A 20,826-nucleotide genomic window follows, 5' to 3' on the forward strand; every position below is an offset into this window, starting at 1 on the left:
GCGCCACGAGCGCCCCGCCGCGGCAGGCCGGCACCGCGCCGCCCGCGACGGCCTCCGGCGGCCCCACCGGGCGGCCGGCCCCCGGCGGTTCTGCGTCCGCCCCGTCCCCACCGGCGACCGGTGCGCCGGCATACCTGGTGGTGAGTGCGGTCGAACGCACGGCGGCCGCAGACCGCTGGTGCGAGGAGGTCACCGTCACCTTCGCCAACACCGGGGACCGAGCCGCGACGACGGGCACCGTCACCTTCGGCACGCACGTCATCGGCCTGCTGGGCGTCGACTGGGCCACGCTGCGCAGCAGCCGTGCCGCGCCGGTGCCGGTCCCCGGCGGCGGCAGCACGAAGCGCACCTGGGAGGTCTGCGTCGAGGCGTGGCGGGTGCCGCTGGGCATGCACGTCGAGACCCGGGACGTCTCGGTCGCGGACTCCTGAACGCCGGTACGCCCCGGGCACGCGGAGGCGGGGGCCGGCCCGTCCCGGGACCGGCCCCCGCCTCCCCGGGGAGGAGCGGTGGTGCGCTCAGCCGGCCAGGTAGGAGCGGATCTGGCCGAGGGTGCCGGTGTCGCTGAGGAACCCGATGTGGGTCGTGCACGCCACCAGGTGGTTGTTCGCGCCGCTCAGCGGGGTGCTGGTGTACGGGATGATGATCCCGTCGCACGGCGAGTACCAGGTCGCGTAGACCGTGCTGCCCGGCGTCTCGTCACCGCTGCTGATGGTGCGCACCGGACGCACCTGCCTGCTCACGGACGCGGCGCGCACCGCCGCGGCGGCCGGTGCGACCGTGCTGCGCACCGACGGCGTACGGGCCGAGGCGCGGGTCCCGCTCGCGGCACTGCACCGCACCCTGCTGCCGGTCGCCCCGCGCGTGCGGGCCGTGCCGGGACCGTACGGCGTGGCGCTGGCGGAACTCCTCGCCGGGCGGGTGCCCGTCGGGGGCGAACTCGCGCTGGGCGCCGCGCTGTCCGGCCTGGTGGCCGGACTCGCCCGCCCGGCACCGCTGCTGTGGTGCGTGGACGACGCGCAGTGGCTGGACCCCGCGACGCTGCGCGCGCTCGGCATGGCGGCGCGCCGCCTCACGGGCCTCGCGGCCACCGTGCTGTTCGCCGCCGACGAGGGCTGCCCCACCGCCGGAGCGCTGGAGGACCTGGACGTCCTGCGCCTGCGCCCGCTGGCGCCGGACGCCGCACGCCGGATGCTCGCCGACCGGTTCCCCGGATTGCCACCGCGCGGCGCGGACGCGGTCACGGTGCTCGACCTGGCCGCGGGCAACCCGCTGGCCCTGGTCGAACTCGCCGGGGCGGCCGTGGACGGGCGGCTGCCGGAACCGCCCGCGCTGCCCGCGGGGAGCCGGCTGCGGGAGCGGCACCGGCAGCGCTTCCACGCCCTCACGCCGGGAGCCCGCACCGTGGTGGCGCTGCTGCTCTGCGGCGGGCCGCTGGCCGTACCGGTGCTGGAGTCCGCCGCCCGCCGCCGCGGGCTGGGCGCCGGCAGTGTCGAGGAGGCCCGCGCCTGCGGCCTGGTCGACCTGCGCGACGGGGCGGCGACCGTACCGGGACGGCTGCTGCGCGCCTCGCTGACCGCACTGCTCTCCCCCGCCGACCGGCTGGCCGCGCACGCGACGCTGGCCTCGGTGCTGGACCCCCCGGCCGCCCGGCTCTTCCGGGCGCTCCACCGGCTCGGCCGGTCGGCCGGCCCGTCGCCGGACACCGAACGGGAACTGGAGGCCGCGGCCGGGGCCGCCCGCCGGTCCGCCGGTCATGCCGCGGCCGCCGCCGCGTGGGAGCGGGGAGCCGAGGCCGCCGCCCGTCCGCACACCCGGGTCCGGTGGCTGGTCGCGGCCGCCGCCGACGCGCAGGCCGCCGGGGAGACCCGCCGGGCGCGCGGACTGATGCGCCGGGCCGGCGCACAGGGCGGCCCGGCGCCGGGCGGGGCGCCGGGCGCCCTGGTCCAGGGCGAGATCGAACTGCGCGACGGAGTGCCCGCCGTGGCCTGCCGCGACCTGACCGCCGCGGCCGGCCGGTTCCCCGCCGACCGGCGCGCACCGGCCGTACGGGCCCTGATGCTCGCCGGCGAAGCGGGGTGCGTCGCGGGCGACTTCGACGCCTTCTTCGGCCTCGCCCAGCGTGCCGACGCGCTGCGCCGCAGCGACGACCGGCCGGAACAGCGCCTGGTCTTCGACCACTTCGCGGGGCTCGCGGCGACCTTCCGGGGCCGGCACGACCGCGCGCAGTGGGCGCTGCGGCGGGTGGTCCGGCTCGCCGAGACGCTTCAGGACCCGGAGTCCGCGATCTGGGCCGCCCAGGCCGCGTACACCCTGGGGGACGCCCGGCGGGCGCACGCCCTGGCGACCGCGGCCGTGCACCGGGCCCGCCGGCAGGGCGCGGGCGCGCTGGTGCCCGCGGCCCTGGTCTACGAGGCGCTGTGCGCGCTGGCGCTCGACCGGTACGCCGCGGCCGGGGCGGCCGCCGAGGAGGGGCTGCGGCTCGCGGAGGCGACCGGCCAGCGCAACCTCGCCGTCGACCACCTCGCGGTCATGGCGCTGCTCGCGGCCCTGCAGGGCGACAGCGTGACCGCCGGGCTGCGGACGGCGGCCGCCGAAGGAGCCGTCGCGTCACGGGGGCTGGGCCGCCCCGGGGCCTTCAACTGCTGGGTCTCGGCCTGCGCGGACCTCGCCGCGGACCGGCCCGCCGACGCGCTGTCCCGCTTCGCCCGCATGCGCGGCGGCGCGGGCCAGGTGAACCTGGCGGTCAGGGGGATGGCCGCCCCCCACTTCATCGAGGCGGCGGTGCGCTGCGGACAGCGGGCGAAGGCCGCCGGGGCGCTGCGCGCGTACGAGCACTGGGCGGCGGCGAGCCGCAGCAGCGTGCGGCTGGCCCTGGCGCACCGGTGCCACGGGCTGCTGGCGGAGGACGACGCGAGCGCCGTGGACCACTTCCGCGAGGCGCTGCGGCTCCACCAGGACGACGACACCGTCCTGGAGCTGGCCAAGACGGAGCTGTTCTACGCCTCCCGGCTGCGGCGCACCCGCCGGCCCGGCGAGGCCCGGGGCCTGCTGCGGGACGCGGTGGCGGTGTTCCGGCAGTTCGACGCCCGCCCTTGGGCGGAACGGGCCGCGGCCGAACTGCGGGCCGCCGGGGACCGGGTGGGCCCGGTGGACCGGGAGCCCGGGGGCCGCCGGGAGCTGACGGCGCAGCAGACGAGGATCTCCGAGCTGGTGGCGCAGGGCGCGACCAACCGCGAGATCGCCGATCTGCTGCTGCTCAGCACGCGCACGGTCGAGTACCACCTGCGGAACGTCTTCAGCCGGCTAGGGGTGCGCTCGCGCGTCGAGCTGGCCTCGCTGTTCCGCTGAGCGGGGGCGGGCCGCCGGACGCGGACGCGGGCGCACGACGGCCGCCGGACGGCCGGCGACCGCCGGCGTCCGGTGTCAGTGGACGTGGTGGGGTGGCGCGCCCGTCAGGCGACCGCGAACCAGACCACGGCGGCGATCACGACGACGGCCGCGACGATGCCGACGATCAGCCCGGTCTTGTTGCCGCCCGCGGCCTGGGCCTGGGCGGGCTCCTCGTCGACGAAGGCGCGGAACATCTGGGTGTTGCCGGCCGGGTCGTAGTTGTTGTCAGGGGTAGTCATGGGGCAGGACCCTAGCGAAGTCACGCTGCGCAGGTCACCCCCGCCCCGTCGTTGGGAAGGGGAACACCCCGGGAATACCGCCCGTCCCCGCCGTGTCCAAGACCACATGGCACTCATCGGCAACTCTGATCTCGACGTCTTCCCCCTCTGCCTCGGTGGCAACGTCTTCGGCTGGACCTCGGACGAGGCGACCTCCTTCGAGGTGCTGGACGCCTACGCGGAGGCGGGCGGCAACTTCGTCGACACCGCGGACGTGTACTCGGCGTGGGTCCCGGGCCACACCGGAGGGGAGTCCGAGACCGTGATCGGCTCCTGGCTCGCCAAACGCGGCCGCCGCGACGACGTCGTCGTCGCGACCAAGGTCGGCTCCCACCCCGACTTCAAGGGGCTGAAGGCCGCGACCGTCAAGGCCGCGGCGGAGGAGTCGCTGCGCCGCCTGGGCACCGACCGGATCGACCTCTACTACACGCACTACGACGACCCCGCGACCCCGGTCGAGGAGATCGTCGGCGCCCTGGACGAGCTGGTCCGCGAGGGCAAGGTCCGCCACGTCGCGGCCTCCAACATCAGCCCCGAGCGGCTGGCGGCCTCGCTGGAGTTCGCCGAGCGCGAGGGCCTGACGAAGTACGTGGCGCTGCAGCAGCACTACAACCTGGTGGAGCGGGAGAGTTACGAGGGGCCGCTGCGCGAGGTCGTCGAGGCGCACGGCCTCGCCTCCGTGCCGTACTTCGGTCTGGCGCGGGGCTTCCTCACCGGCAAGTACCGGCCCGGCGTCACGGTGGACAGCCCCCGGGCGGAAGGCGCGGGCGCCTACCTGGAGTCGGAGCGCGGTCCGCGGGTGCTGGCCGCGCTGGACGAGGTCGCGGCGGCGCACGGCGTGGAGCCGGCGAGCGTCGCGCTGGCCTGGCTGCGGACCCGGCCGACCGTCGTGGCGCCGATCGCCAGCGCCCGCACGCCCGCGCAGCTGACCGCGCTGCTGGCTTCGGCGTCCCTGGAGCTGACCGCAGCGGAGCTGGAGCGCCTCTCGGAGGCATCTGCCTGACCTGCACCTTTTACCCGAAGACCCGCCTCCCTTGACCGGAGGCGGGTCGTTCCTTTTGGAGGTTTTTACCCGAAAGAATTTGCCTGCAGCAACCAACGTTCCTAAGGTTGCTTGAGGCAACCAATAAGAGTGGGAAGCGAGGCGCCATGGCGACGCAGGAGCAGTTCGCGGAGCTCGCGAGCCAGCTGCGTGCGATCCCGGTGGTCGCCCGCGAACTCAGCCGGGCCTGTCCACCGCAGTGCCCGCCGTCATCGCTCGGCGTGCTCTCGGTGATCAGCCGCCACGGTGAGATGCGGATGAGCCGGCTGGCCGAGCTGCTGGAGGTCGACATGTCCGTCACCAGCAGACACGTGGCCCACCTCGCCGAGCGCGGCTGGATCGACCGGCTGCCCGACCCCCACGACAAGCGGTCACGGTTGCTGCGCCTGACCCCCGGCGGCACGGACATGCTGCGCGCCGCCCAGGACGGGGTCGCCGAGGCGCTGGCCCACCACCTGAGGGACTGGCCGGACGAGGACGTCACCGAGTTCTCCCGGCTGCTGGACCGGCTGCGCAGGGACTTCGCCGCCGACTGCCGCCCCCGTACACATTCCACGACGTGAAGAGGATGACGATGGCAACAACCGCACCACCGACCGGTGTGCGGGGGACCGATGCCCACGCAGGACACGCGGCCCCCATGTCGCACCGGCAGATCATGGAGGCCCTCACCGGGCTGATCCTCGGCTTGTTCGTGGCGATCCTGTCGTCCACGATCGTCTCCAACGCCCTGCCGAAGATCATCTCCGATCTGAACGGCGGGCAGAGCGCCTACACCTGGGTCGTCACCGCCGCCCTGCTCTCCACCACCGCCACCACCCCGCTGTGGGGCAAGCTGTCGGACCTGTTCAGCAAGAAGCTGCTGGTCCAGCTGGCGCTGGTGATCTACGTGGTGGGCTCGCTGGTCGCGGGCCTGTCGCAGAACGCGGGGATGCTGATCGCCTGCCGTGTCGTCCAGGGCATCGGCGCCGGCGGTCTGACCGCGCTGACCCAGGTCATCATGGCCGCGATGATCTCCCCGCGCGAGCGCGGCAGGTACAGCGGCTACCTGGGCGCGGCCTTCGCCCTCGGTACGGTCGGCGGCCCGCTGCTGGGCGGCGTCATCGTCGACACCGAGTGGCTCGGCTGGCGCTGGTGCTTCTACGTCGGCGTGCCCTTCGCGATCGTCGCGCTGATCGTGCTGCAGAAGACCCTGCACCTGCCGGTCGTCAAGCGCCGGGTCAAGGTCGACTGGGCGGGCGCCTCGTTCGTCACCGCCGCCGTCAGCCTGCTGCTCGTCTGGGTGACCTTCGCCGGCGACAAGTACGAGTGGATCTCCTGGCAGACCTACGCCATGGTCGCGGGCGCCGTCCTGCTCGTCCTGATCTTCGTCCTGGTCGAGTCCCGCGCGAGCGAGCCGATCATGCCGCTGCGCCTGTTCCGCAACAAAACGATCAGCCTGACCTCGGTCGCCTCGCTCTTCGTGGGCACCGCGATGTTCGGCGCCACGGTCTTCCTCAGCCAGTACTTCCAGCTGGCGCGCGGCGAGTCGCCGACGATGTCGGGCGTCATGACCATCCCGCTGATCGCCGGTCTGTTCGTGTCCTCCACCGCCTCCGGGCTCATCATCACCCGCACCGGGCGCTGGAAGGCGTTCCTGGTCTCCGGCGGCGTGCTGCTCACCGGCGGCCTCGCCCTGCTGGGCTCCCTGCGGGCCGACACCACGTACTGGCACCTGGCGCTCTTCATGGCGCTGCTGGGCCTCGGCGTCGGCATGATGATGCAGAACCTGGTGCTGGCCGTGCAGAACCAGGTGGGGGCCGCCGACCTCGGGGCGGCCAGTTCCGTCGTCACCTTCTTCCGCACGCTCGGTGGCGCGATCGGCGTCTCCGCGCTGGGCGCGGTGCTCGGCAACCGTGTGACGCACTACGTCAAGGACGGCCTGGCCGCCCTGGGCGTGAAGTCCACCGGTGAGTCCGACGGCGCGATCCCGGACCTGGCCACGCTGCCCGCGCCGATCCGCCACGTCGTGGAGAGCGCGTACGGCCACGGCGCCGGCGACGTCTTCCTGGTCGCGGCCCCGGTGGCGTTCCTCGCGCTGCTGCTGGTGCTGTTCATCAAGGAAGTGCCGCTGAAGACCGCCAGCGGTCTGCAGCAGGCGGCCGGTGTCGCCGGCCACGCCGAGCAGACCCCGGTCATACCCGCCCAGGCCCCCGCGGCCGAGGCCGTCGCCGGGCCCGCGACCGAGGCCACCGAGGCGGTCGGCGTGGCCGCACCGCCGGCCCCGCTGCCCGCCGAGGGCACCACGGTCCACGGCCAGGTGCGCAACGCCGAGGGCGCGGGCGTCGAGCGGGCCACCCTGACCCTGATATCGCTCACCGGCCGGCAGCTCGGCCGCGCCTCCACCCGAGCCGACGGCGGCTACACGCTGACCGCGCCCGGCGCCGGCTCGTACGTGCTCATCGCCGCCGCCGACGGCCACCAGCCGCAGGCGTCCACCGTGGTGGTCGGCGAGGAGCCCGTCCCCTACGACGTGGTCCTGGCCGGCACCAGCGGACTGACCGGCACGGTGGTCGCCGAGGCGACCGGGATACCCGTCGCGGGCGCCGTGGTCGTGGTGACCGACGTGCGCGGCGAGGTCCTGGCCACCGGCGGCACCGGTCAGGACGGCGCCTTCGGCTTCCAGGACCTGCCCGCGGGCGACTTCACCCTGGCCGTCAACGCCACCGGCTACCGGCCGGCCGCACTGCCGGTCGAGGTCGCCGGCAACGGCCCCACCCACGTCGAGGTCCCGCTCCGCACCGGAGCCCGCCTGCAGGGCACCGTCCTCGGCGGCACCGCCCGCACACCACTGCCGGAGGCCCGCGTCACCCTGATCGACGCGGCCGGGAACGTGGTGGCCACCGCCACCACCGGCACCGACGGGGCCTACGCCTTCGGCGACCTGGACGCCGGCGAGTACGCGCTGGTCGCCAGCGGCTACCCGCCGGTGGCCACCCAGGTCACCGTCGGCAACGACGCCACGGCCGGCCACCAGGACGGCTTCGACGTCGAACTCAACCACCCCGAGGGGTGAACCATCGGCCGGTCCGTGCGCCTGCGGAGACGCACGGGCCGGTGGACGGGGGACAGCGGGTCCGGTCGGACGGCCGGGCAGGGGACGGCCCGGGCCGTCCCGACCGGACCCGGCCGGGGGAACGCACCGAAGGGCGAGCGATGTACATGAACACGACGGCAGGAGCCGGGCTGCGCGGGCGGATCCGGACGAAGGACGGCTGGGCGGTGCCGCACGCCGTGGTGACCGTCACCGACATGACCGGGCAGCAGATCGCGCGGGAGGCGGCGGACGCCGAGGGTGCCGTGCGCACCGCCGCGCTGGCACCCGGGGCGTACACCGTGATCGTGACGGCCGTGGGTTACCGCCCGGCCGCCGCGACGGCGCTGGTGACCGCCTCCGGCTCGGCGGACCTGGGGACCCTGCTGCTGGGCCGCGCCGGCGGCCTCGAACTGCCGCCACCCGGGCCGTGGACGATCGACCCGGCGCACTCCGAGGCCGGCGCGGTCGCCCAGCACCTTGGCCTGTCCACCGTGCACGGCCGCTTCAGGACCTTCGCGGGCCGGATCGACGTCGCGGAGCAGCCGCTCGCGTCGTCCGTCGAGGCCGTGATCGACGCCGCGTCGATCGACACCGGCAACGGCACCCGCGACGAGCACCTGCGCTCCGCCGACTTCCTCGACGTGCGGGAGCACCCCACCGTCAGCTACCGCAGCACCTCGCTGGAGCCGTCCGCCGGCGACCGGTGGACCGTCCACGGGGAGCTGACGATGCGCGGGATCACCCGCCCGGTCGACCTCGACCTGGCCTACCTGGGCACCGGGCCGGACGCCTGGGGCGGCGTGCGCGCCGCCTTCCGCGCGACGGCCGAACTGCGCCGCGAGGACTTCGCGATGAACTGGAACCAGGTCGTACGGGCCGGGATCGCCACCATGGGGACGACGCTGAGGGTCACCCTCGACATCCAGGCGGTCCAGGGGACGGCCCTCCCCGCCGTCCAGCCGCGGGAAGCATAGGCTGCCGTCCATGGCTGCCTACATCGCGACCAATACCAGCGTGCAACTCGACCAGTTGCTGGAATTCGTACGACCGCGCCACCGCGCCCTGCTGCTGACCACCCGCGCCGACGGCCGCCCCCAGGGCTCCCCCGTCGCCTGTGGGGTCGACGACGCGGGGCGCCTGGTCGTCTCGACCTACCCCGAGCGGGCCAAGGCCCGCAACGCCCGCCGTGACGCGCGGGCCTCCGTGATCGTCCTGTCGGACGAGTGGGACGGCCCCTGGGTCCAGGTCGACGGCACCGCCGAGGTCATCGACTCCCCCGACTCGGTCGAGCCGCTGGTGGAGTACTACCGCAACATCGCGGGCGAGCACCCGGACTGGGACACGTACCGCGCCGCCATGGTCAGGCAGGGCAAGTCCCTGGTGCGCGTGACCCCGGAACGCTGGGGCCCGATCGCGACGGGCGGCTTCCCGGCGCGGCTGGCCCCGAAGGACTAGGCCGTGTCGTCAAATGAGCGCCGGCCGCCCGGAGGGCGGGCTCGGCGGCGTCTGGTGCGGTGCATCGCAAGGCGGAGAGTCGTCCTCGTAGTGGGTTACTCGGACGATTCGACAACGCAGCGTGGGGGCACCCCCGGCCGAAGGCTGGGGGAGTGCCGCACCAGGCGTCGCCGAGCAGGCGGGCATTTGACGACACGGCCTAGGACCCGGCCCTGGGGTACCGGATGCCGGAAGGGGGCGGCGGCCCGGTGGCCGCCGCCCCCTTCCGCGTCCCGCGACCTGGGTTCAGCTCGGGTCGGTCAGGTCGTAGACGGCCGTTCCGCCCAGGGTGGTGGAGCCGAAGTTCTCCTCCACCCACGAGCTGATCTGCGAGGAAGTGCCGCTGCCGCCGCCCCCGCCCATGCCGCCGGAGGCGATGAAGTAGTGGATCTTCCCGGCGGCCACGTACTCCTTGAACCGCTCCAGCGTCGGGGACGGATCGCTGCCGTTGAAGCCGCCGACCGCCATCACCGGCTTGCCGGTGGCCAGCTGGTAACCCGCGGCGTTCTGGGAGCCGATGGCGGCGGCCACCCAGGTGTACGCGTCGGCGCCCTCCAGCAGCGCCTCCTTGGTGGCGTCGGCCACCTGTGAGCCGCCCAGCAGTCCGCCGAGGCCCCCCGCCGCTCCGCCGCGGCGGTTCTCGCCGCCCGTACCGCCACCCGTACCGTTGCCGGGGAAGCCCTGCCCGCCCTGGCCCTGCCCGCCCTGACCCTGCTGCCCGTTGCCGCCGGGCATGCCCCCGGGGAAGCCGCCCGTACCGCCGGGGCCGCCTCCCGTGAAGCCCTGCCCGCCCTGGCCCTGCCGTCCGTTGCCGCCCGGGAAGCCACCGCGCATGCCGCCGGGGCCGCCGCCCATGCCGGCGCCCTGCACCGCCGGGCCCGCCGTCACGATGGAGCCGGTGTGCGCCGTCCCGACGGTCTGCACGGTGTACGCCAGCGGCCCGCCGAGGGCCGCCACCAGGCCGGCCGCGGCCGCGAGCGGCGCGAGCCGCCGGAGCAGCCGGGCCCCGAGCAGCAGCCCGCCCGCCGCGATCCCGGTGACCAGCACGGCGTACCGCACCCAGGGGTACCAGTCGGCGGAGCGCCCCAGCAGGACGTACGACCAGACCGCCGTGAGCACGACCGTGCCCGCAAGGACCGCCGCGGCCGCGGGGTGCGCGCGCCGCTCCCACAGCATCACCGCGCCCATTCCGGTCAGCGCCGCGATGTAGGGCGCCAGGGCGATGTTGTAGTACTGGTGGAAGATCCCGGACATGAAGCTGAAGGTCAGGAAGGTGAAGACCAGCGCACCGCCCCAGGCGAGGAAGGCCGAGCGGCCGGTGTCCGTGCGCGGGGCGCGCCGGGTCAGCCAGAGTCCGGCGACCAGCAGCACGAGGGCCGCGGGCAGCAGCCAGGCGATCTGACCGCCCATGTCCGAGCCGAACAGCCGGCCCCAGCCGGTCTCACCCCACCGTCCGCCGCCGTTCGGGCCGCCACCGCCCCCGACCGAACCGGTCTCGTCGCCGGTGATCCGGCCGAGACCGTTGTAGCCGAAGGTCAGCGACAGGAAGCTGTTGTCCTGCGAACCGCCGATGTAGGGGCGGGAGGACGCGGGCCACAGCTCGACGATCGCGACCCACCAGCCGCCTGACACGACGGTCACCAGAGCGGCGAGACCGAGCTGCGCGAAGCGCCGCTTCACCGTCGCCGGGGCGCAGACGGCGTACACCAGCGCCAGCGGCGGCAGAATCAGCCAGGCCTGCAGCGTCTTGGTGAGGAAGCCGAGGCCGAACGCGACGCCGGCGAGCACCAGCCACGCCGTACGGGCGTCCTCCAGCGCGCGCAGGACGCAGTACACCGCCGTCACCATCAGCAGGCACAGCAGCGCGTCGGGGTTGTCGAAGCGGAACATCAGCGCCGCGACCGGGGTGAGCGCCAGGGCCAGTCCGGCGATCAGGCCGGCGGCCGGCCCGGAGCGGCGGCGCACGGCGGCATGGAGGACGCCGACCGCGGCGACCCCCATCAGCGCCTCGGGCACCAGGATCGCCCAGGAACCCAGGCCGAACAGCCGCACGGACAGCGCCATCGGCCACAACGCGGCCGGGGGCTTGTCGACCGTGATCGAGTTCGCCGCGTCGGACGAGCCGAAGAAGAACGCCTTCCAGCTCTCGCCACCCGCCTGCGCGGCCGCCGAGTAAAAGCTGTTGGCGTAGCCCGAACTGCTCAGGTCCCACAGGTAGAGCACGGTCGTGAAGGCGAGCAGCGCCAGCAGGGCGGGCCGCGCCCAGCGCGGGTCCTGCGGCCGTCCGCGCCACAGGCGGGCGGCGGTCCCGCGGCGGCCGGTGCCACCCTGCGGCGCATGGTGCACCGGGAGCGCCACCGGCGCCGGGGCACCCGCCGGGACGGGGCTGCGCCCGTCGGCGCCGGGCGGCGGGGCGTCCACCGGGACCGGCGTACGGCTCACGACCGCGGGTGCGTGGGCCGGGGCCGGGGGCGGGGGGAGGGGGAGGGGGCGCTGAGCGGGCACGGCCCGGTCCCGGGCCTCGTCGCTGCGCGACGTGGTCATCGGTCGCTCCTCGGGTCGTACGCGTCGGGACGCGCGGTCGGCAGGGGGGCGGCGGCGTCCCGGGTGGGATCCGCGACCGGTACGGGCGGGGTGCCGCCCGCCCGGTCGGGGAAGACCCAGGTGCGGAAGAGCAGGAAACGCAGCACCGTCGCGGCGAGGTTGGCCGCGACGAGCACGGCGAGTTCGGTGCCGTGCGCGGGCGTGGTGTCGGCGACGTGCAGCGCGGCCAGCGATCCGCTGGTGAGCGCCAGGCCGATGCCGAAGACGACCAGCCCCTGCGCCTGGTGCCGCACAGCCTTGTCGCGGCCGCGTACACCGAAGGTCAGCCGCCGGTTGGCGGCCGTGTTGCCCACCGCCGAGAGCAGCAGGGCGAGGGCGTTGGCGGCCTGGGCGCCGCAAAGGGTGCGGAAGAGCGTGTACAGCAGCAGGTACGCGACCGTGCTCAGCCCGCCGACGACGCAGAAGCCGACCAACTGCCGGGCGAGCCCGGCCGGCACGTCGGCGAGAAGGCGGTCGCGCGGGTCGTCGCCGAAGGGCCGGCGCAGCCGGTCGAGCGGGAGGGCGCCCGTGGCCAGCGCCCTGCCCACCCGCCACACGCCCTTGAGGTCGTCGGTGGCGGTCCTGACGACGTCCACGCTCGAGTCGGGGTCGTCGACCCAGTCGACCGGCACCTCGTGGATGCGCAGCCCGGCCCGTTCGGCCAGCACGAGCATCTCGGTGTCGAAGAACCAGCCGGTGTCCTCCACCAGGGGCAGCAGCCGCTCCGCGACGTCCTTGCGGATGGCCTTGAAGCCGCACTGCGCGTCGGAGAAGCGGGCGGCCAGCGAGGTCCGCAGCAGGACGTTGTAGGAGCGGGAGATGAACTCGCGCTTGGCGCCCCGCACGACGCGCGAGCTGCGGGCCAGCCGGGAGCCGACCGCCAGGTCGGAGTGGCCGGAGATCAGCGGGGCGACCAGCGGCAGCAGCGCGTTGAGGTCGGTGGAGAGGTCGGCGTCCATGTACGCCAGCACCGGCGCCCCGGAGGCCGACCACACCGCGCGCAGGGCGTGGCCGCGGCCCTTGCGCTCCAGCCGGAAGGCGGTGACCTCGGGGAGCTCGGCCTCCAGGGCCGTGGCGATCAGCGGCGTGCGGTCGGTGCTGGCGTTGTCGGCGACGGTGATCCGGAACGGGTAGGGGAAGGTGCGCCGCAGGTGCGTGTGGAGCCGGCGAACGCAGCCTTCGAGGTCCTTCTCCTCGTTGTGCACGGGGATCACGACGTCGAGCACCGGTTCGGTCTGCGCGACGGCCAGGTGCTCACGGGCGGGGAGGGCCTCCGGGCCCCGGGCCGGCCGGCCGGTCGGTGGGAGCTGTTGGGTTCGCATGGCGACGACCTTGGTCCGGCCCGCTGTCATGACGTTGTGGCGGCGCTGAGCGGCAGCTGTGAGTGCGCGGCGGGCAGGTGGACGCGGAAGACGGTACGGCCGGGCACGCTGTCGATGGACACCGCGCCGCGGTGTGCGGCCACCACGGCCTGGACGATGGCGAGTCCCAGGCCCGTGCTGCCCGCCGCCCGGGAGCGGGAGGCGTCACCGCGCGCGAAGCGCTCGAAGACGTGCGGCAGCAGGGCGGACGGGATGCCGGGACCGTCGTCCTCGACCTCGACCAGCACCTCCCGGCCGCGCGGCACGACGCGCGCGACGACGGTGCTGCCGGGCGGGGTGTGGGTGCGGGCGTTGGCGAGCAGGTTGGTCAGCACCTGGTGCAGGCGCTCCGGGTCGCCGTGCACGACGGCGGGTTCGTCCGGGAGGTTCAGCAGCCAGCGGTGGTCGTTCCCGGCCGCGCGGGCGTCGCTGACGGCGTCGACGACCAGCGGGGACATGTCCGTCCCGGTCAGGCCGAGCGGACGCCCGGCGTCCAGCCGCGCGAGCAGCAGCAGGTCCTCCACCAGGGTGGTCATCCGGCTCGCCTCCGACTCGATCCGGCCGAGCGCGTGCCGGGTGTCCGGGCCGATCGTCTCCCGGCCGCGCCGGGTCAGCTCGGCGTACCCGCGGATGGAGGCCAGCGGGGTGCGCAGTTCGTGGCTGGCGTCGGCGACGAAACGGCGGACCCGGGTCTCGCTCTCCTGGCGGGCGTGCAGGGCGTTGCCGACGTGGTCGAGCATGCGGTTGAGCGCGGCGCCGACCTGGCCGACCTCGGTGCGCGGATCGGTGTCGGCGTCCGGCACGCGGTCGTGGAGGGCGACCTCCCCACGGTGGAGGGTGAGTTCGGAGACCCGGGTGGCGGTGGCGGCGACCCGGCGCAGCGGGTGGAGGCTGAGCCGGATCATGACGAAGCCGGCCATCCCGGCGGCGGCCAGCCCCGCGGCGGTGACGCAGGCCTCGACGACCACGAGGGTGCCGATGGTGTCGCGGACGGCCGTCGTCGGCAGTCCCACGAGCAGCCACCCACCGCTGCCGTCGGTGGCCGACTGCACGCGGAAGCCCCCCAGTCCCGGGACGTCGAGCGTGTGCGGCAGGCCGTCCAGGGGGACGGCCGCGAACGCTTCGCGCTGCGGAGCGGTGAGCGGCCGGGCCTGCAGCCGGGACTGGGTGCCGCTGGGCTGCGCGCTGACGCCGGCGGCGGTCACCGCGCCGGTCGCGTCGAGCCGGGCGCCCACGGTCCCGGGGGCGATGCCGGGCCCGGTGATGAAGCGCAGGGACCCGGTGCCGGGGACCGGCGGCCCGACCGGATGCTTGCCGTCGTACCCCGGGTCCAGCCGGGCCCGGCCGGCGACCGCCACCACCTGCTTGTCCAGTTGCGTGAAGAGGAAGGACTGCAGGGCGAGCGTCGTGACCGTACCGATGACCGCGCACACGACCGCGATCAGCGCGACCGAGGAGACCACCAGCCGGGTCCGCAGGGACGCGCGCCGGCGGGCCCGGCTCACGCCGCTTCGCCCGGCTTGATCAGGTAGCCGGCGCCGCGCCGGGTGTGGATCATCGGGGGGCGGCCCACGTCGATCTTCTTGCGCAGGTAGGAGATGTAGAGCTCGACGACGTTGGCCTGGCCCCCGAAGTCGTAGGACCAGACGCGGTCGAGGATCTGCGCCTTGCTCAGCACCCGGCGCGGATTGCGCATCAGGTACCGCAGCAGCTCGAACTCGGTGGCCGTGAGGTGGATGCCCTGGCCGCCGCGGCTGACCTCGTGGCTGTCCTCGTCGAGCACGAGGTCACCCACGACCAGCAGCGACTCCTGGCGGGCGGCGGCGGCCCCGGCCCGGCGGAGCAGCCCGCGCAGCCGGGCCACGACCTCCTCCAGGCTGAACGGCTTGGTGACGTAGTCGTCACCGCCCGCGGTGAGACCCGCGATGCGGTCCTCGACGGCGTCCTTGGCGGTGAGGAACAGCACCGGCACGTCGGGCAGTTCGCGGCGCAGCCGGGCCAGGACCTCCAGGCCGTCCATGTCGGGCAGCATGACGTCGAGGACCACGGCGTCCGGTCGCACCTCGCGCGCGGCGCGCAGCGCGTCGGAGCCGGTGCCTTCGGTGTGGACGTCCCAGCCCTCGTAGCGCAGGGCCATGGAGAGCAGGTCGGCGAGGGCGTGCTCGTCGTCGACGACGAGCACCCGGACAGGTACGCCGCCGGGACGCGTGAGGTCGGCGGCGGGGGAAGGTGACGCGGTCATGCCCGCATCCTGTGAACCGCCGCTGAGAACCCCCTTTCCGCTGCCTGTGATTTCCCTGAGAATCCCCTGTCGCGAAGGCCCTGACGCGCCGCCGGGCCGGGAATGCGCGGGTCGCGGACCCCGTTTTGGTACGAAGGACGTCGAACTTCAAACGGACTTCACGGCGGGAGAAGACCCATGAGCGACAGCCGGACGCCGGCGATCGGGCGCTACGGCCTGTGGAACGCCGGGCTGCGCGACCCCGATCCGGCTCGCGCGGCCGAACTCGCCGAGACCGCTGGCGAACTGGAGGAACTGGGCTACGGGGCCCTGTGGCTCGGCGGCAGCAGCGGCGTCGAGCACGCGGTACCACTGATCGAGGCCACCTCCTCCATCACCGTCGCGACCGGCATCCTCAGCATCTGGCAGTACGGGGCCGAGGACACCGCCGCCCGCCAGGCGGGCCTCGAGGCCGCCCACCCCGGGCGCTTCCTGCTCGGGCTGGGCGTCAGCCACGCCCGCCTCGCCGAGCAGTACAAGCACCCGTACGCCGCGATGACCCGCTACCTCGACGAGCTGGACGCCGCCGGGGCCCCGGCCGGGAACCGGGTGCTCGCCGCGCTCGGCCCGCGGATGCTGGACCTCGCGCGCGACCGCTCGGCGGGCGCCCACCCCTACCTGGTCACCGTCGAGCACACCGCGCAGGCGCGGGCCACGCTGGGCGAGGGGCCGCTGCTGGCACCGGAGTTCACGGTCGTCCTGGAGACCGACCCGGCACGGGCCCGCGAGACGGCCCGGGAGATGCTGGCGTTCTACCTGACGCTCCCCAACTACACCAACAACTGGCTGCGCCTGGGGTTCACCGAGGACGACCTCGCCGACGGGGGCAGCGACCGCCTGGTCGACGCGCTCTTCGGCTGGGGCGACGAGGAGCGGGTCCGGCAGCGGATCGACGCCTTCCTCGACGCGGGCGCCGACCACGTCGCCGTCCAGGTGCTGGCCTCGGGCGAGGACCGGTCCGGACTGCCGCGCGAGCAGTGGCGCCGGCTGGCCGCGGCGCTGATGCCCACCGGTCACTGAAGGTCCGTCCGCAGGCAATCGGGGACAGTCCACCGACAGGAACGGAACCCTCCGCTCAAAGGCGTTCAGCGCCCGGCCGCTCCACGGGGCCGGGCGTATGTTCGGCCCCATGGACAGCGGCACCGTGCCTCGTACTGTCTCGGTCGACCGCATGGCGTCCGGCGACCACGCCTGCCTCGGTTTCCAGGACGAGGACGACCGCTGGGAGATCCGCGCCGCCTTCACCGCGATCGGGCTCGCCCGCGGCGAACGCGTCCTGCTCTTCACCGATCCCGGTACGCCCCCGGCCGAGGCCGTCACCCGCCTCGGCGCCCACGGGGTCCGCGCCGCCGACGCGGTCCGCCACAGCGCCCTCGTCATCACCCCCGAGGTCCCCGGCTACGACGGCGCCGCCGCCTGGACCGCCCTGACGAACACCGCCCACTGCCACGGCTTCTCCGGCCTCCGCGTCGCCGGCGACATGTCCTGGGCCCTCGGCCCCCACCTCGACCGCGACCGCCTGCTCGGCCACGAGACCGCCATGACCCCGATCCTCGCGGGCCTCGGCCTCACCACCATCTGCGAGTACGACCAGCGGCGCTTCGCCGCCTCGCTCCTCGACCGGGTCCGGGCGGCCCACCCGGTCTGCGTACGCCCGCGCCACGGATCACTGCGCGCGGAGCGCTCCGGCGACACCCTCACCCTGCGCGGCGACGCGGACCTCGCCACCCGCAACGACTTCGAACTGGTCGTCCGTCACGCTTTCGCGGCGCCCGCCGGCCCGCCGTACCGGGTCGACCTCACCCGGGTGGCCTTCCTCGACGCCCGCTGCGCATCCGTCCTGATCCGCCACGTGGCGTCCCTCGGCCCCGCCGACCGCGTCACCATCCGCTGCCCACGACTGCACGCGCGCACCCTGCGGCTCTGCGGCGCGACCGAGGTCCCCCAGCTCCTCCTCGAGGAGACCTGAACCCCCGGCCCGGCGTCAGGCCTGCTGGGCCGCCCAGAACTCGTCCCACGAGATCTTGCCGTCGCCGTTGGCGTCGACGGCCCTGATGACGCTCTGCGCCACGGTCTCGGTCACGTTGAAGTCCCCGAGCTGCGCCATCACGCTCTTGTACTCGCTCGCCGTGATGAGCCCGTCCCCGTCGACATCGAATCGCGTGAACGCCTTCTTGGCCGCCTCGATGTCCGCCATCGTGACCACCCCTCCTTGTGTGTACTCGGTCCTGACTGCGCACACCCTAGCCGCCGGAACGACCCCCCAACGCGAGAGGCCCCCGGGTGATCCCGGGGGCCTCTGGCCTGCTGTGCACTCGGCAGGATTCGAACCTGCAACCTTCTGATCCGTAGTCAGATGCTCTATCCGTTGAGCTACGAGTGCTTGTGCTTCCCGGCGTTTTCTTGCCGGTCGGCGTTGCGGGAACAACATTACATGACCCGCGCCGTGAGGTGAAATCCATTAGCCGCACCCGCTCTGACCTGCCAAAACGCCGAATGCGGGGTCCAGGAGGGGTGCCGGGAACGGCAGAAGCCCCGGCCGGGTGGCCGGGGCTTCTGTGTGGCGGAGGCGGAGGGATTTGAACCCTCGATGGACGGTAAAGCCCAAACCGCATTAGCAGTGCGGCGCCATAGACCGGACTAGGCGACGCCTCCTCACGTACCCGCGCGAGCGGGTGTGTGCAGATGATGGCACAGCCCACCGGGCTGGGACCAATCGCTGACCAGATTACTCGGCCGTGCACGGCCAGGGCAAAGGCGTTGCGGCGGGCGCCGGGGCGGCGCGCCCACGATCGGGTGGATTGACGGGCGCGGACGGTGCCGGGGAGGTAGGGACGGAGCATGCGATTGGCTCGTGGACCCATGACCGCCGCGCTCGCGCTCGGCCTGCCGCTGACGGTGGCCGCACCGGCCCTGGCCTGCCCTCCGGGGGCGGGGGAGTCTTCCGACGTGCTGCGGGTGACCGTGGACGACGGGGGCGGGCACCTGTCCGAGTACGACCTGCGCTGCGACCCCGCGGGCGGGACGCACCCGGACCCGAGGGAGGCGTGCGCGCTCCTGGAGCGGCTGGGCGGGCCTGTGGGGCCCGAGCCCGAGGGCACGATGTGCACGATGATCTACGGCGGCCCGCAGCGGGCGACGGTGCGGGGCAGCTGGCGCGGCCGGCCCGTGGACGCCCGCTACGACCGCAGCAACGGCTGCGAGACGGCCCGCTGGCGGCGGATGGCCCCGGTGCTGCCCGCACCCGCCGTCCACGACGGGTCCGGTGGCCCGGGGGCGTGACCTGCGGAGGTGACCGACACCACATCGGCACGGCTCGACCACGAACACTACTCACGCGTACGGGACATGGGCATCCGGAGCCTCGCCGCCAACCTCTGCCCGTACACTCGCTCTAGTGACATGCCCCCCGGTCGGCGGCAAGATGGCCACCACCGGTGGATGCCCCCTTCGCGGGTGGTGGCGCGGCAGCAAGTGCGGTTTTCAGGGAGGACGCGTCTCGTGAGCAGCAGGCCATCCCGAGGCGCTGCTCGCCTCGCGGCAATACTCGACGCGCTCCCCGACGCGCTGCTGCTGGTGAACGCCAACGGGACCGTCGTCAACGCCAATTCCATCGCCCTGGAGACCTTCGAGTCGCCGGGCACCGCCCTCGTGGGCCGCGGGCTGCTCGACCTCCTGCCGGCGTTCGACGCGCGTCGCATCCCCGGTTCGATGCGCCGCCCCGACGACGACGTGGGCCGCACCAAGCCGACCCGGATGGTCGCCCGGCGGACCGACGGCAGTGAAATTCCGGTGGAGGTCACGAGCGCGAACCTCGACGACGCCCGCACACCTTTCGCCGAGACGTACAGCTACACCGGCGACGAGCTGCTGATGCTGGTCGTCCGCGACCTGACCGGGACGCTGGACACCGAGGCCGAACTCGCCCGCCAGCAGCGCCAGACCGAGATGATCCTGCGCGCCGCCAGCGAGGGCGTGGTCGGCGTCGACACCGACGGCAAGATCGTCCTGGTCAACCCCTCGGCCGCGCAGATCCTGGGCTTCCGGGCCACCGACCTCGGCGGGCAGGAGCTGCACCCGCTGGTGCACCACTCCCGTCCGGACGGCAGCCCGCTGCCGGCCGAGGAGACGCCGCTCTCCGAGACGCTGCGCTCCGGGCTGAAGCACCGGGTCCGCGGCCAGGTGCTGTGGCGCAAGGACGGGCGCTCGGTTCCGGTCGACCTGATCACGGCGCCGGTGCGGGAGGGCGACCAGCTGGTCGGCGCGGTGATGACCTTCACCGACCGCACGCGCTTCGACGCGCTCGCCGCCCGCAACGCGCAACTGCAGTCGCTGCTCGGCGACGCCCTGCGCGGACCGCTGGACGAACTGCGGGCCGAGCTGGCCGGGCTAGCCAACGACCCGGCCGGGCAGCTGTGGCCGGAGGCCAACCAGATCCTGCACCACCTCACCGCGGGCTACGCGCGGATCACCACGCTCATCGACAGCGTGCTCTCCTTCCAGCGGCTCGACCGGGGCGAGGAGAAGCTGCAGCGCGAGACGACCTCGATGGACAAGGTCGTGGCGTCCGGCGTCGAGGCGGCGGTCGAGCTGATCGGTCCCGGGCGGGCGCAGTACGCGGTGCACGCGCCGCCGATCGAGGCGACCGTGGACGCCGAGCGGATGTCCCAGGCGCTGTCCCACCTGATCGCGGACGTGGCGGGCGTCGACGCGGCCGGCAACATGCCGGTCGTGGTCGGCGGCGTCGACTCCACGATCGTGGTGGCGGCGGCGCAGCGCGGCGACTCCGTCCGCATCGAGGTGCGCGGCCCGCACGCCGGCGACAACCCGGTGCACCTGCCCATCGCGCGGGGCATCGTCGAGAAGCACGGCGGCGTGCTCCAGACGCACGAGGTGCCCGGGCAGGGCAGCGCGTACGTGATGGAGGTGCCGGTCGGCAAGGGCGGCGCGAAGACGGCGGTCAAGGAGCCCCGGCGGGAGTCGGAGACGACCGTCATGCCGGTGCCGGCCGAGCCGGTGCGCGGTACCGCCCCGGCCGCGCCGGCGCAGGCGCCGTCCTCGGCGCCGCAGCCGCCCAGGCCCGCAGCGCCGATGGCGACCCCCGGTGCCGCGCTCGCGCTGCCCGCCGCGCCGACCACCGACGCGCCGACCCCCACGGGGCGGCGCCGTGCCCTGCGGCGTCCCGAGGAGCAGCAGGTCCCGCCGCAACCGCAGCCCCAGCCCCAGGCCGCCCTCCCCCCGGCACCCGCCCCGGCGCAGGAGCAGCCCACCGGCCGGCGGGCCCGCCGTGGCGCCCCGCAGGAACCGCAGCCGGGCCT

Annotated in this window: 16 protein-coding genes, 2 tRNA genes and 2 pseudogenes; 11 read left to right on the forward strand and 9 right to left on the reverse strand. The window is 74.5% G+C overall.

Annotated features, from left to right (window positions below; all coding sequences use genetic code 11):
* A pseudogene (locus tag PV410_RS43775) lies at positions 1-431 on the forward strand (hypothetical protein); the annotation flags it as partial.
* Between the two features lie 87 nt (positions 432-518).
* Here the strand turns inward: PV410_RS43775 and PV410_RS43780 are convergent.
* Positions 519-792: pseudogene (locus PV410_RS43780) on the reverse strand (esterase/lipase family protein); the annotation flags it as partial.
* A 1,962-nt stretch (positions 793-2,754) separates the two neighbouring features.
* Here PV410_RS43780 and PV410_RS43785 point away from each other — a divergent pair.
* Positions 2,755-3,351, forward strand: coding sequence for a helix-turn-helix transcriptional regulator (locus tag PV410_RS43785; protein ID WP_500332273.1), 597 nt, complete (start codon positions 2,755-2,757; stop codon positions 3,349-3,351).
* Positions 3,352-3,455: 104 nt separating this feature from the next.
* Here the strand turns inward: PV410_RS43785 and PV410_RS43790 are convergent, their stop codons facing one another.
* Positions 3,456-3,632 (reverse strand): hypothetical protein, encoded by a 177-nt coding sequence (locus tag PV410_RS43790; protein ID WP_499512990.1) that lies wholly within the window; start codon positions 3,630-3,632, stop codon positions 3,456-3,458.
* Positions 3,633-3,738: 106 nt separating this feature from the next.
* On the opposite strand from PV410_RS43790, the gene PV410_RS43795 reads away from it, so the two are divergent.
* From PV410_RS43795 to PV410_RS43815, 5 genes are all read left to right on the forward strand, one after another.
* Entirely contained in the window at positions 3,739-4,674 is a 936-nt protein-coding gene (locus tag PV410_RS43795) for an aldo/keto reductase (protein WP_500332260.1), read from the forward strand.
* Positions 4,675-4,820: 146 nt separating this feature from the next.
* Positions 4,821-5,276 (forward strand): MarR family winged helix-turn-helix transcriptional regulator, encoded by a 456-nt coding sequence (locus tag PV410_RS43800; protein ID WP_499512988.1) that lies wholly within the window; start codon positions 4,821-4,823, stop codon positions 5,274-5,276.
* Positions 5,277-5,353: 77 nt separating this feature from the next.
* Positions 5,354-7,768 (forward strand): MFS transporter, encoded by a 2,415-nt coding sequence (locus PV410_RS43805; RefSeq protein WP_500332261.1) that lies wholly within the window; start codon positions 5,354-5,356, stop codon positions 7,766-7,768.
* A 146-nt stretch (positions 7,769-7,914) separates the two neighbouring features.
* Positions 7,915-8,763: a YceI family protein gene (locus tag PV410_RS43810; RefSeq protein WP_500332262.1), complete on the forward strand. Its 849-nt coding sequence runs from the start codon at positions 7,915-7,917 to the stop codon at positions 8,761-8,763.
* Between the two features lie 10 nt (positions 8,764-8,773).
* On the forward strand, positions 8,774-9,244 hold the full coding sequence (locus PV410_RS43815) for a PPOX class F420-dependent oxidoreductase (protein WP_500332263.1): 471 nt from the start codon (positions 8,774-8,776) through the stop codon (positions 9,242-9,244).
* Positions 9,245-9,529: 285 nt separating this feature from the next.
* On the opposite strand, the gene PV410_RS43820 is transcribed toward PV410_RS43815, so the two are convergent.
* Genes PV410_RS43820 through PV410_RS43835 form a run of 4 tightly spaced genes read right to left on the reverse strand, consistent with a single transcriptional unit; the run spans position 9,530 to position 15,469 of the window.
* On the reverse strand, positions 9,530-11,827 hold the full coding sequence (locus PV410_RS43820; RefSeq protein WP_500332264.1) for an ArnT family glycosyltransferase: 2,298 nt from the start codon (positions 11,825-11,827) through the stop codon (positions 9,530-9,532).
* Positions 11,824-13,188 carry a bifunctional glycosyltransferase family 2/GtrA family protein gene (locus PV410_RS43825; RefSeq protein ID WP_500332265.1) on the reverse strand — a complete coding sequence of 455 codons (1,365 nt, stop codon included), beginning with the start codon at positions 13,186-13,188 and terminating at the stop codon, positions 11,824-11,826. The genes PV410_RS43820 and PV410_RS43825 overlap by 4 nt, the downstream gene beginning before the upstream one ends.
* 26 nt (positions 13,189-13,214) lie before the next feature.
* Positions 13,215-14,732 carry a sensor histidine kinase gene (locus PV410_RS43830; RefSeq protein WP_500332266.1) on the reverse strand — a complete coding sequence of 506 codons (1,518 nt, stop codon included), beginning with the start codon at positions 14,730-14,732 and terminating at the stop codon, positions 13,215-13,217.
* Entirely contained in the window at positions 14,729-15,469 is a 741-nt protein-coding gene (locus tag PV410_RS43835) for a response regulator transcription factor (RefSeq protein ID WP_500332267.1), read from the reverse strand. Before PV410_RS43835 ends, PV410_RS43830 begins: the two co-directional genes overlap by 4 nt.
* A 177-nt stretch (positions 15,470-15,646) precedes the next feature.
* Between PV410_RS43835 and PV410_RS43840 the strand changes: the two genes are divergently transcribed.
* Positions 15,647-16,528 carry an LLM class F420-dependent oxidoreductase gene (locus tag PV410_RS43840; RefSeq protein ID WP_500332268.1) on the forward strand — a complete coding sequence of 294 codons (882 nt, stop codon included), beginning with the start codon at positions 15,647-15,649 and terminating at the stop codon, positions 16,526-16,528.
* Positions 16,529-16,637: 109 nt separating this feature from the next.
* Complete coding sequence (locus PV410_RS43845) at positions 16,638-17,477, forward strand: MEDS domain-containing protein (protein WP_500332269.1); 840 nt, start codon at positions 16,638-16,640, stop codon at positions 17,475-17,477.
* Between the two features lie 15 nt (positions 17,478-17,492).
* On the opposite strand, the gene PV410_RS43850 is transcribed toward PV410_RS43845, so the two are convergent.
* The 3 genes from PV410_RS43850 to PV410_RS43860 form a co-directional block, all read right to left on the reverse strand.
* On the reverse strand, positions 17,493-17,705 hold the full coding sequence (locus PV410_RS43850; protein WP_500332270.1) for an EF-hand domain-containing protein: 213 nt from the start codon (positions 17,703-17,705) through the stop codon (positions 17,493-17,495).
* Positions 17,706-17,818: 113 nt separating this feature from the next.
* Positions 17,819-17,891: transfer RNA gene (locus PV410_RS43855), tRNA-Arg, on the reverse strand.
* A 178-nt stretch (positions 17,892-18,069) separates the two neighbouring features.
* Positions 18,070-18,163, reverse strand: a tRNA-Ser gene (locus PV410_RS43860).
* A gap of 186 nt (positions 18,164-18,349) precedes the next feature.
* On the opposite strand from PV410_RS43860, the gene PV410_RS43865 reads away from it, so the two are divergent.
* The gene (locus PV410_RS43865) at positions 18,350-18,790 is read left to right on the forward strand and encodes an SSI family serine proteinase inhibitor (protein ID WP_500332271.1); all 441 of its coding nucleotides are present in this window, start codon (positions 18,350-18,352) and stop codon (positions 18,788-18,790) included.
* 219 nt (positions 18,791-19,009) lie between these two features.
* Positions 19,010-20,826, forward strand: a 1,817-nt coding sequence (locus PV410_RS43870) for a PAS domain-containing protein (RefSeq protein ID WP_500332272.1), incomplete at its 3' end; no start/stop codon positions are given.

It is taken from the genome of Streptomyces sp. PA03-5A (assembly GCF_033792725.1).
Taxonomy (GTDB): Bacteria; Actinomycetota; Actinomycetes; order Streptomycetales; family Streptomycetaceae; genus Actinacidiphila.

Excerpts from the sequence above, each read along its gene's own strand:
- PV410_RS43785 (WP_500332273.1), top strand. The coding sequence starts at position 2,755 with ATGGCCGCCCCCCACTTCATCGAGGCGGCGGTGCGCTGCGGACAGCGG.
- PV410_RS43790 (WP_499512990.1), bottom strand. The coding sequence starts at position 3,632 with ATGACTACCCCTGACAACAACTACGACCCGGCCGGCAACACCCAGATG.
- PV410_RS43795 (WP_500332260.1), top strand. The coding sequence starts at position 3,739 with ATGGCACTCATCGGCAACTCTGATCTCGACGTCTTCCCCCTCTGCCTC.
- PV410_RS43800 (WP_499512988.1), top strand. The coding sequence starts at position 4,821 with ATGGCGACGCAGGAGCAGTTCGCGGAGCTCGCGAGCCAGCTGCGTGCG.
- PV410_RS43805 (WP_500332261.1), top strand. The coding sequence starts at position 5,354 with ATGTCGCACCGGCAGATCATGGAGGCCCTCACCGGGCTGATCCTCGGC.
- PV410_RS43810 (WP_500332262.1), top strand. The coding sequence starts at position 7,915 with ATGAACACGACGGCAGGAGCCGGGCTGCGCGGGCGGATCCGGACGAAG.
- PV410_RS43815 (WP_500332263.1), top strand. The coding sequence starts at position 8,774 with ATGGCTGCCTACATCGCGACCAATACCAGCGTGCAACTCGACCAGTTG.
- PV410_RS43820 (WP_500332264.1), bottom strand. The coding sequence starts at position 11,827 with ATGACCACGTCGCGCAGCGACGAGGCCCGGGACCGGGCCGTGCCCGCT.
- PV410_RS43825 (WP_500332265.1), bottom strand. The coding sequence starts at position 13,188 with ATGCGAACCCAACAGCTCCCACCGACCGGCCGGCCGGCCCGGGGCCCG.
- PV410_RS43835 (WP_500332267.1), bottom strand. The coding sequence starts at position 15,469 with ATGACCGCGTCACCTTCCCCCGCCGCCGACCTCACGCGTCCCGGCGGC.
- PV410_RS43840 (WP_500332268.1), top strand. The coding sequence starts at position 15,647 with ATGAGCGACAGCCGGACGCCGGCGATCGGGCGCTACGGCCTGTGGAAC.
- PV410_RS43845 (WP_500332269.1), top strand. The coding sequence starts at position 16,638 with ATGGACAGCGGCACCGTGCCTCGTACTGTCTCGGTCGACCGCATGGCG.
- PV410_RS43850 (WP_500332270.1), bottom strand. The coding sequence starts at position 17,705 with ATGGCGGACATCGAGGCGGCCAAGAAGGCGTTCACGCGATTCGATGTC.
- PV410_RS43865 (WP_500332271.1), top strand. The coding sequence starts at position 18,350 with ATGCGATTGGCTCGTGGACCCATGACCGCCGCGCTCGCGCTCGGCCTG.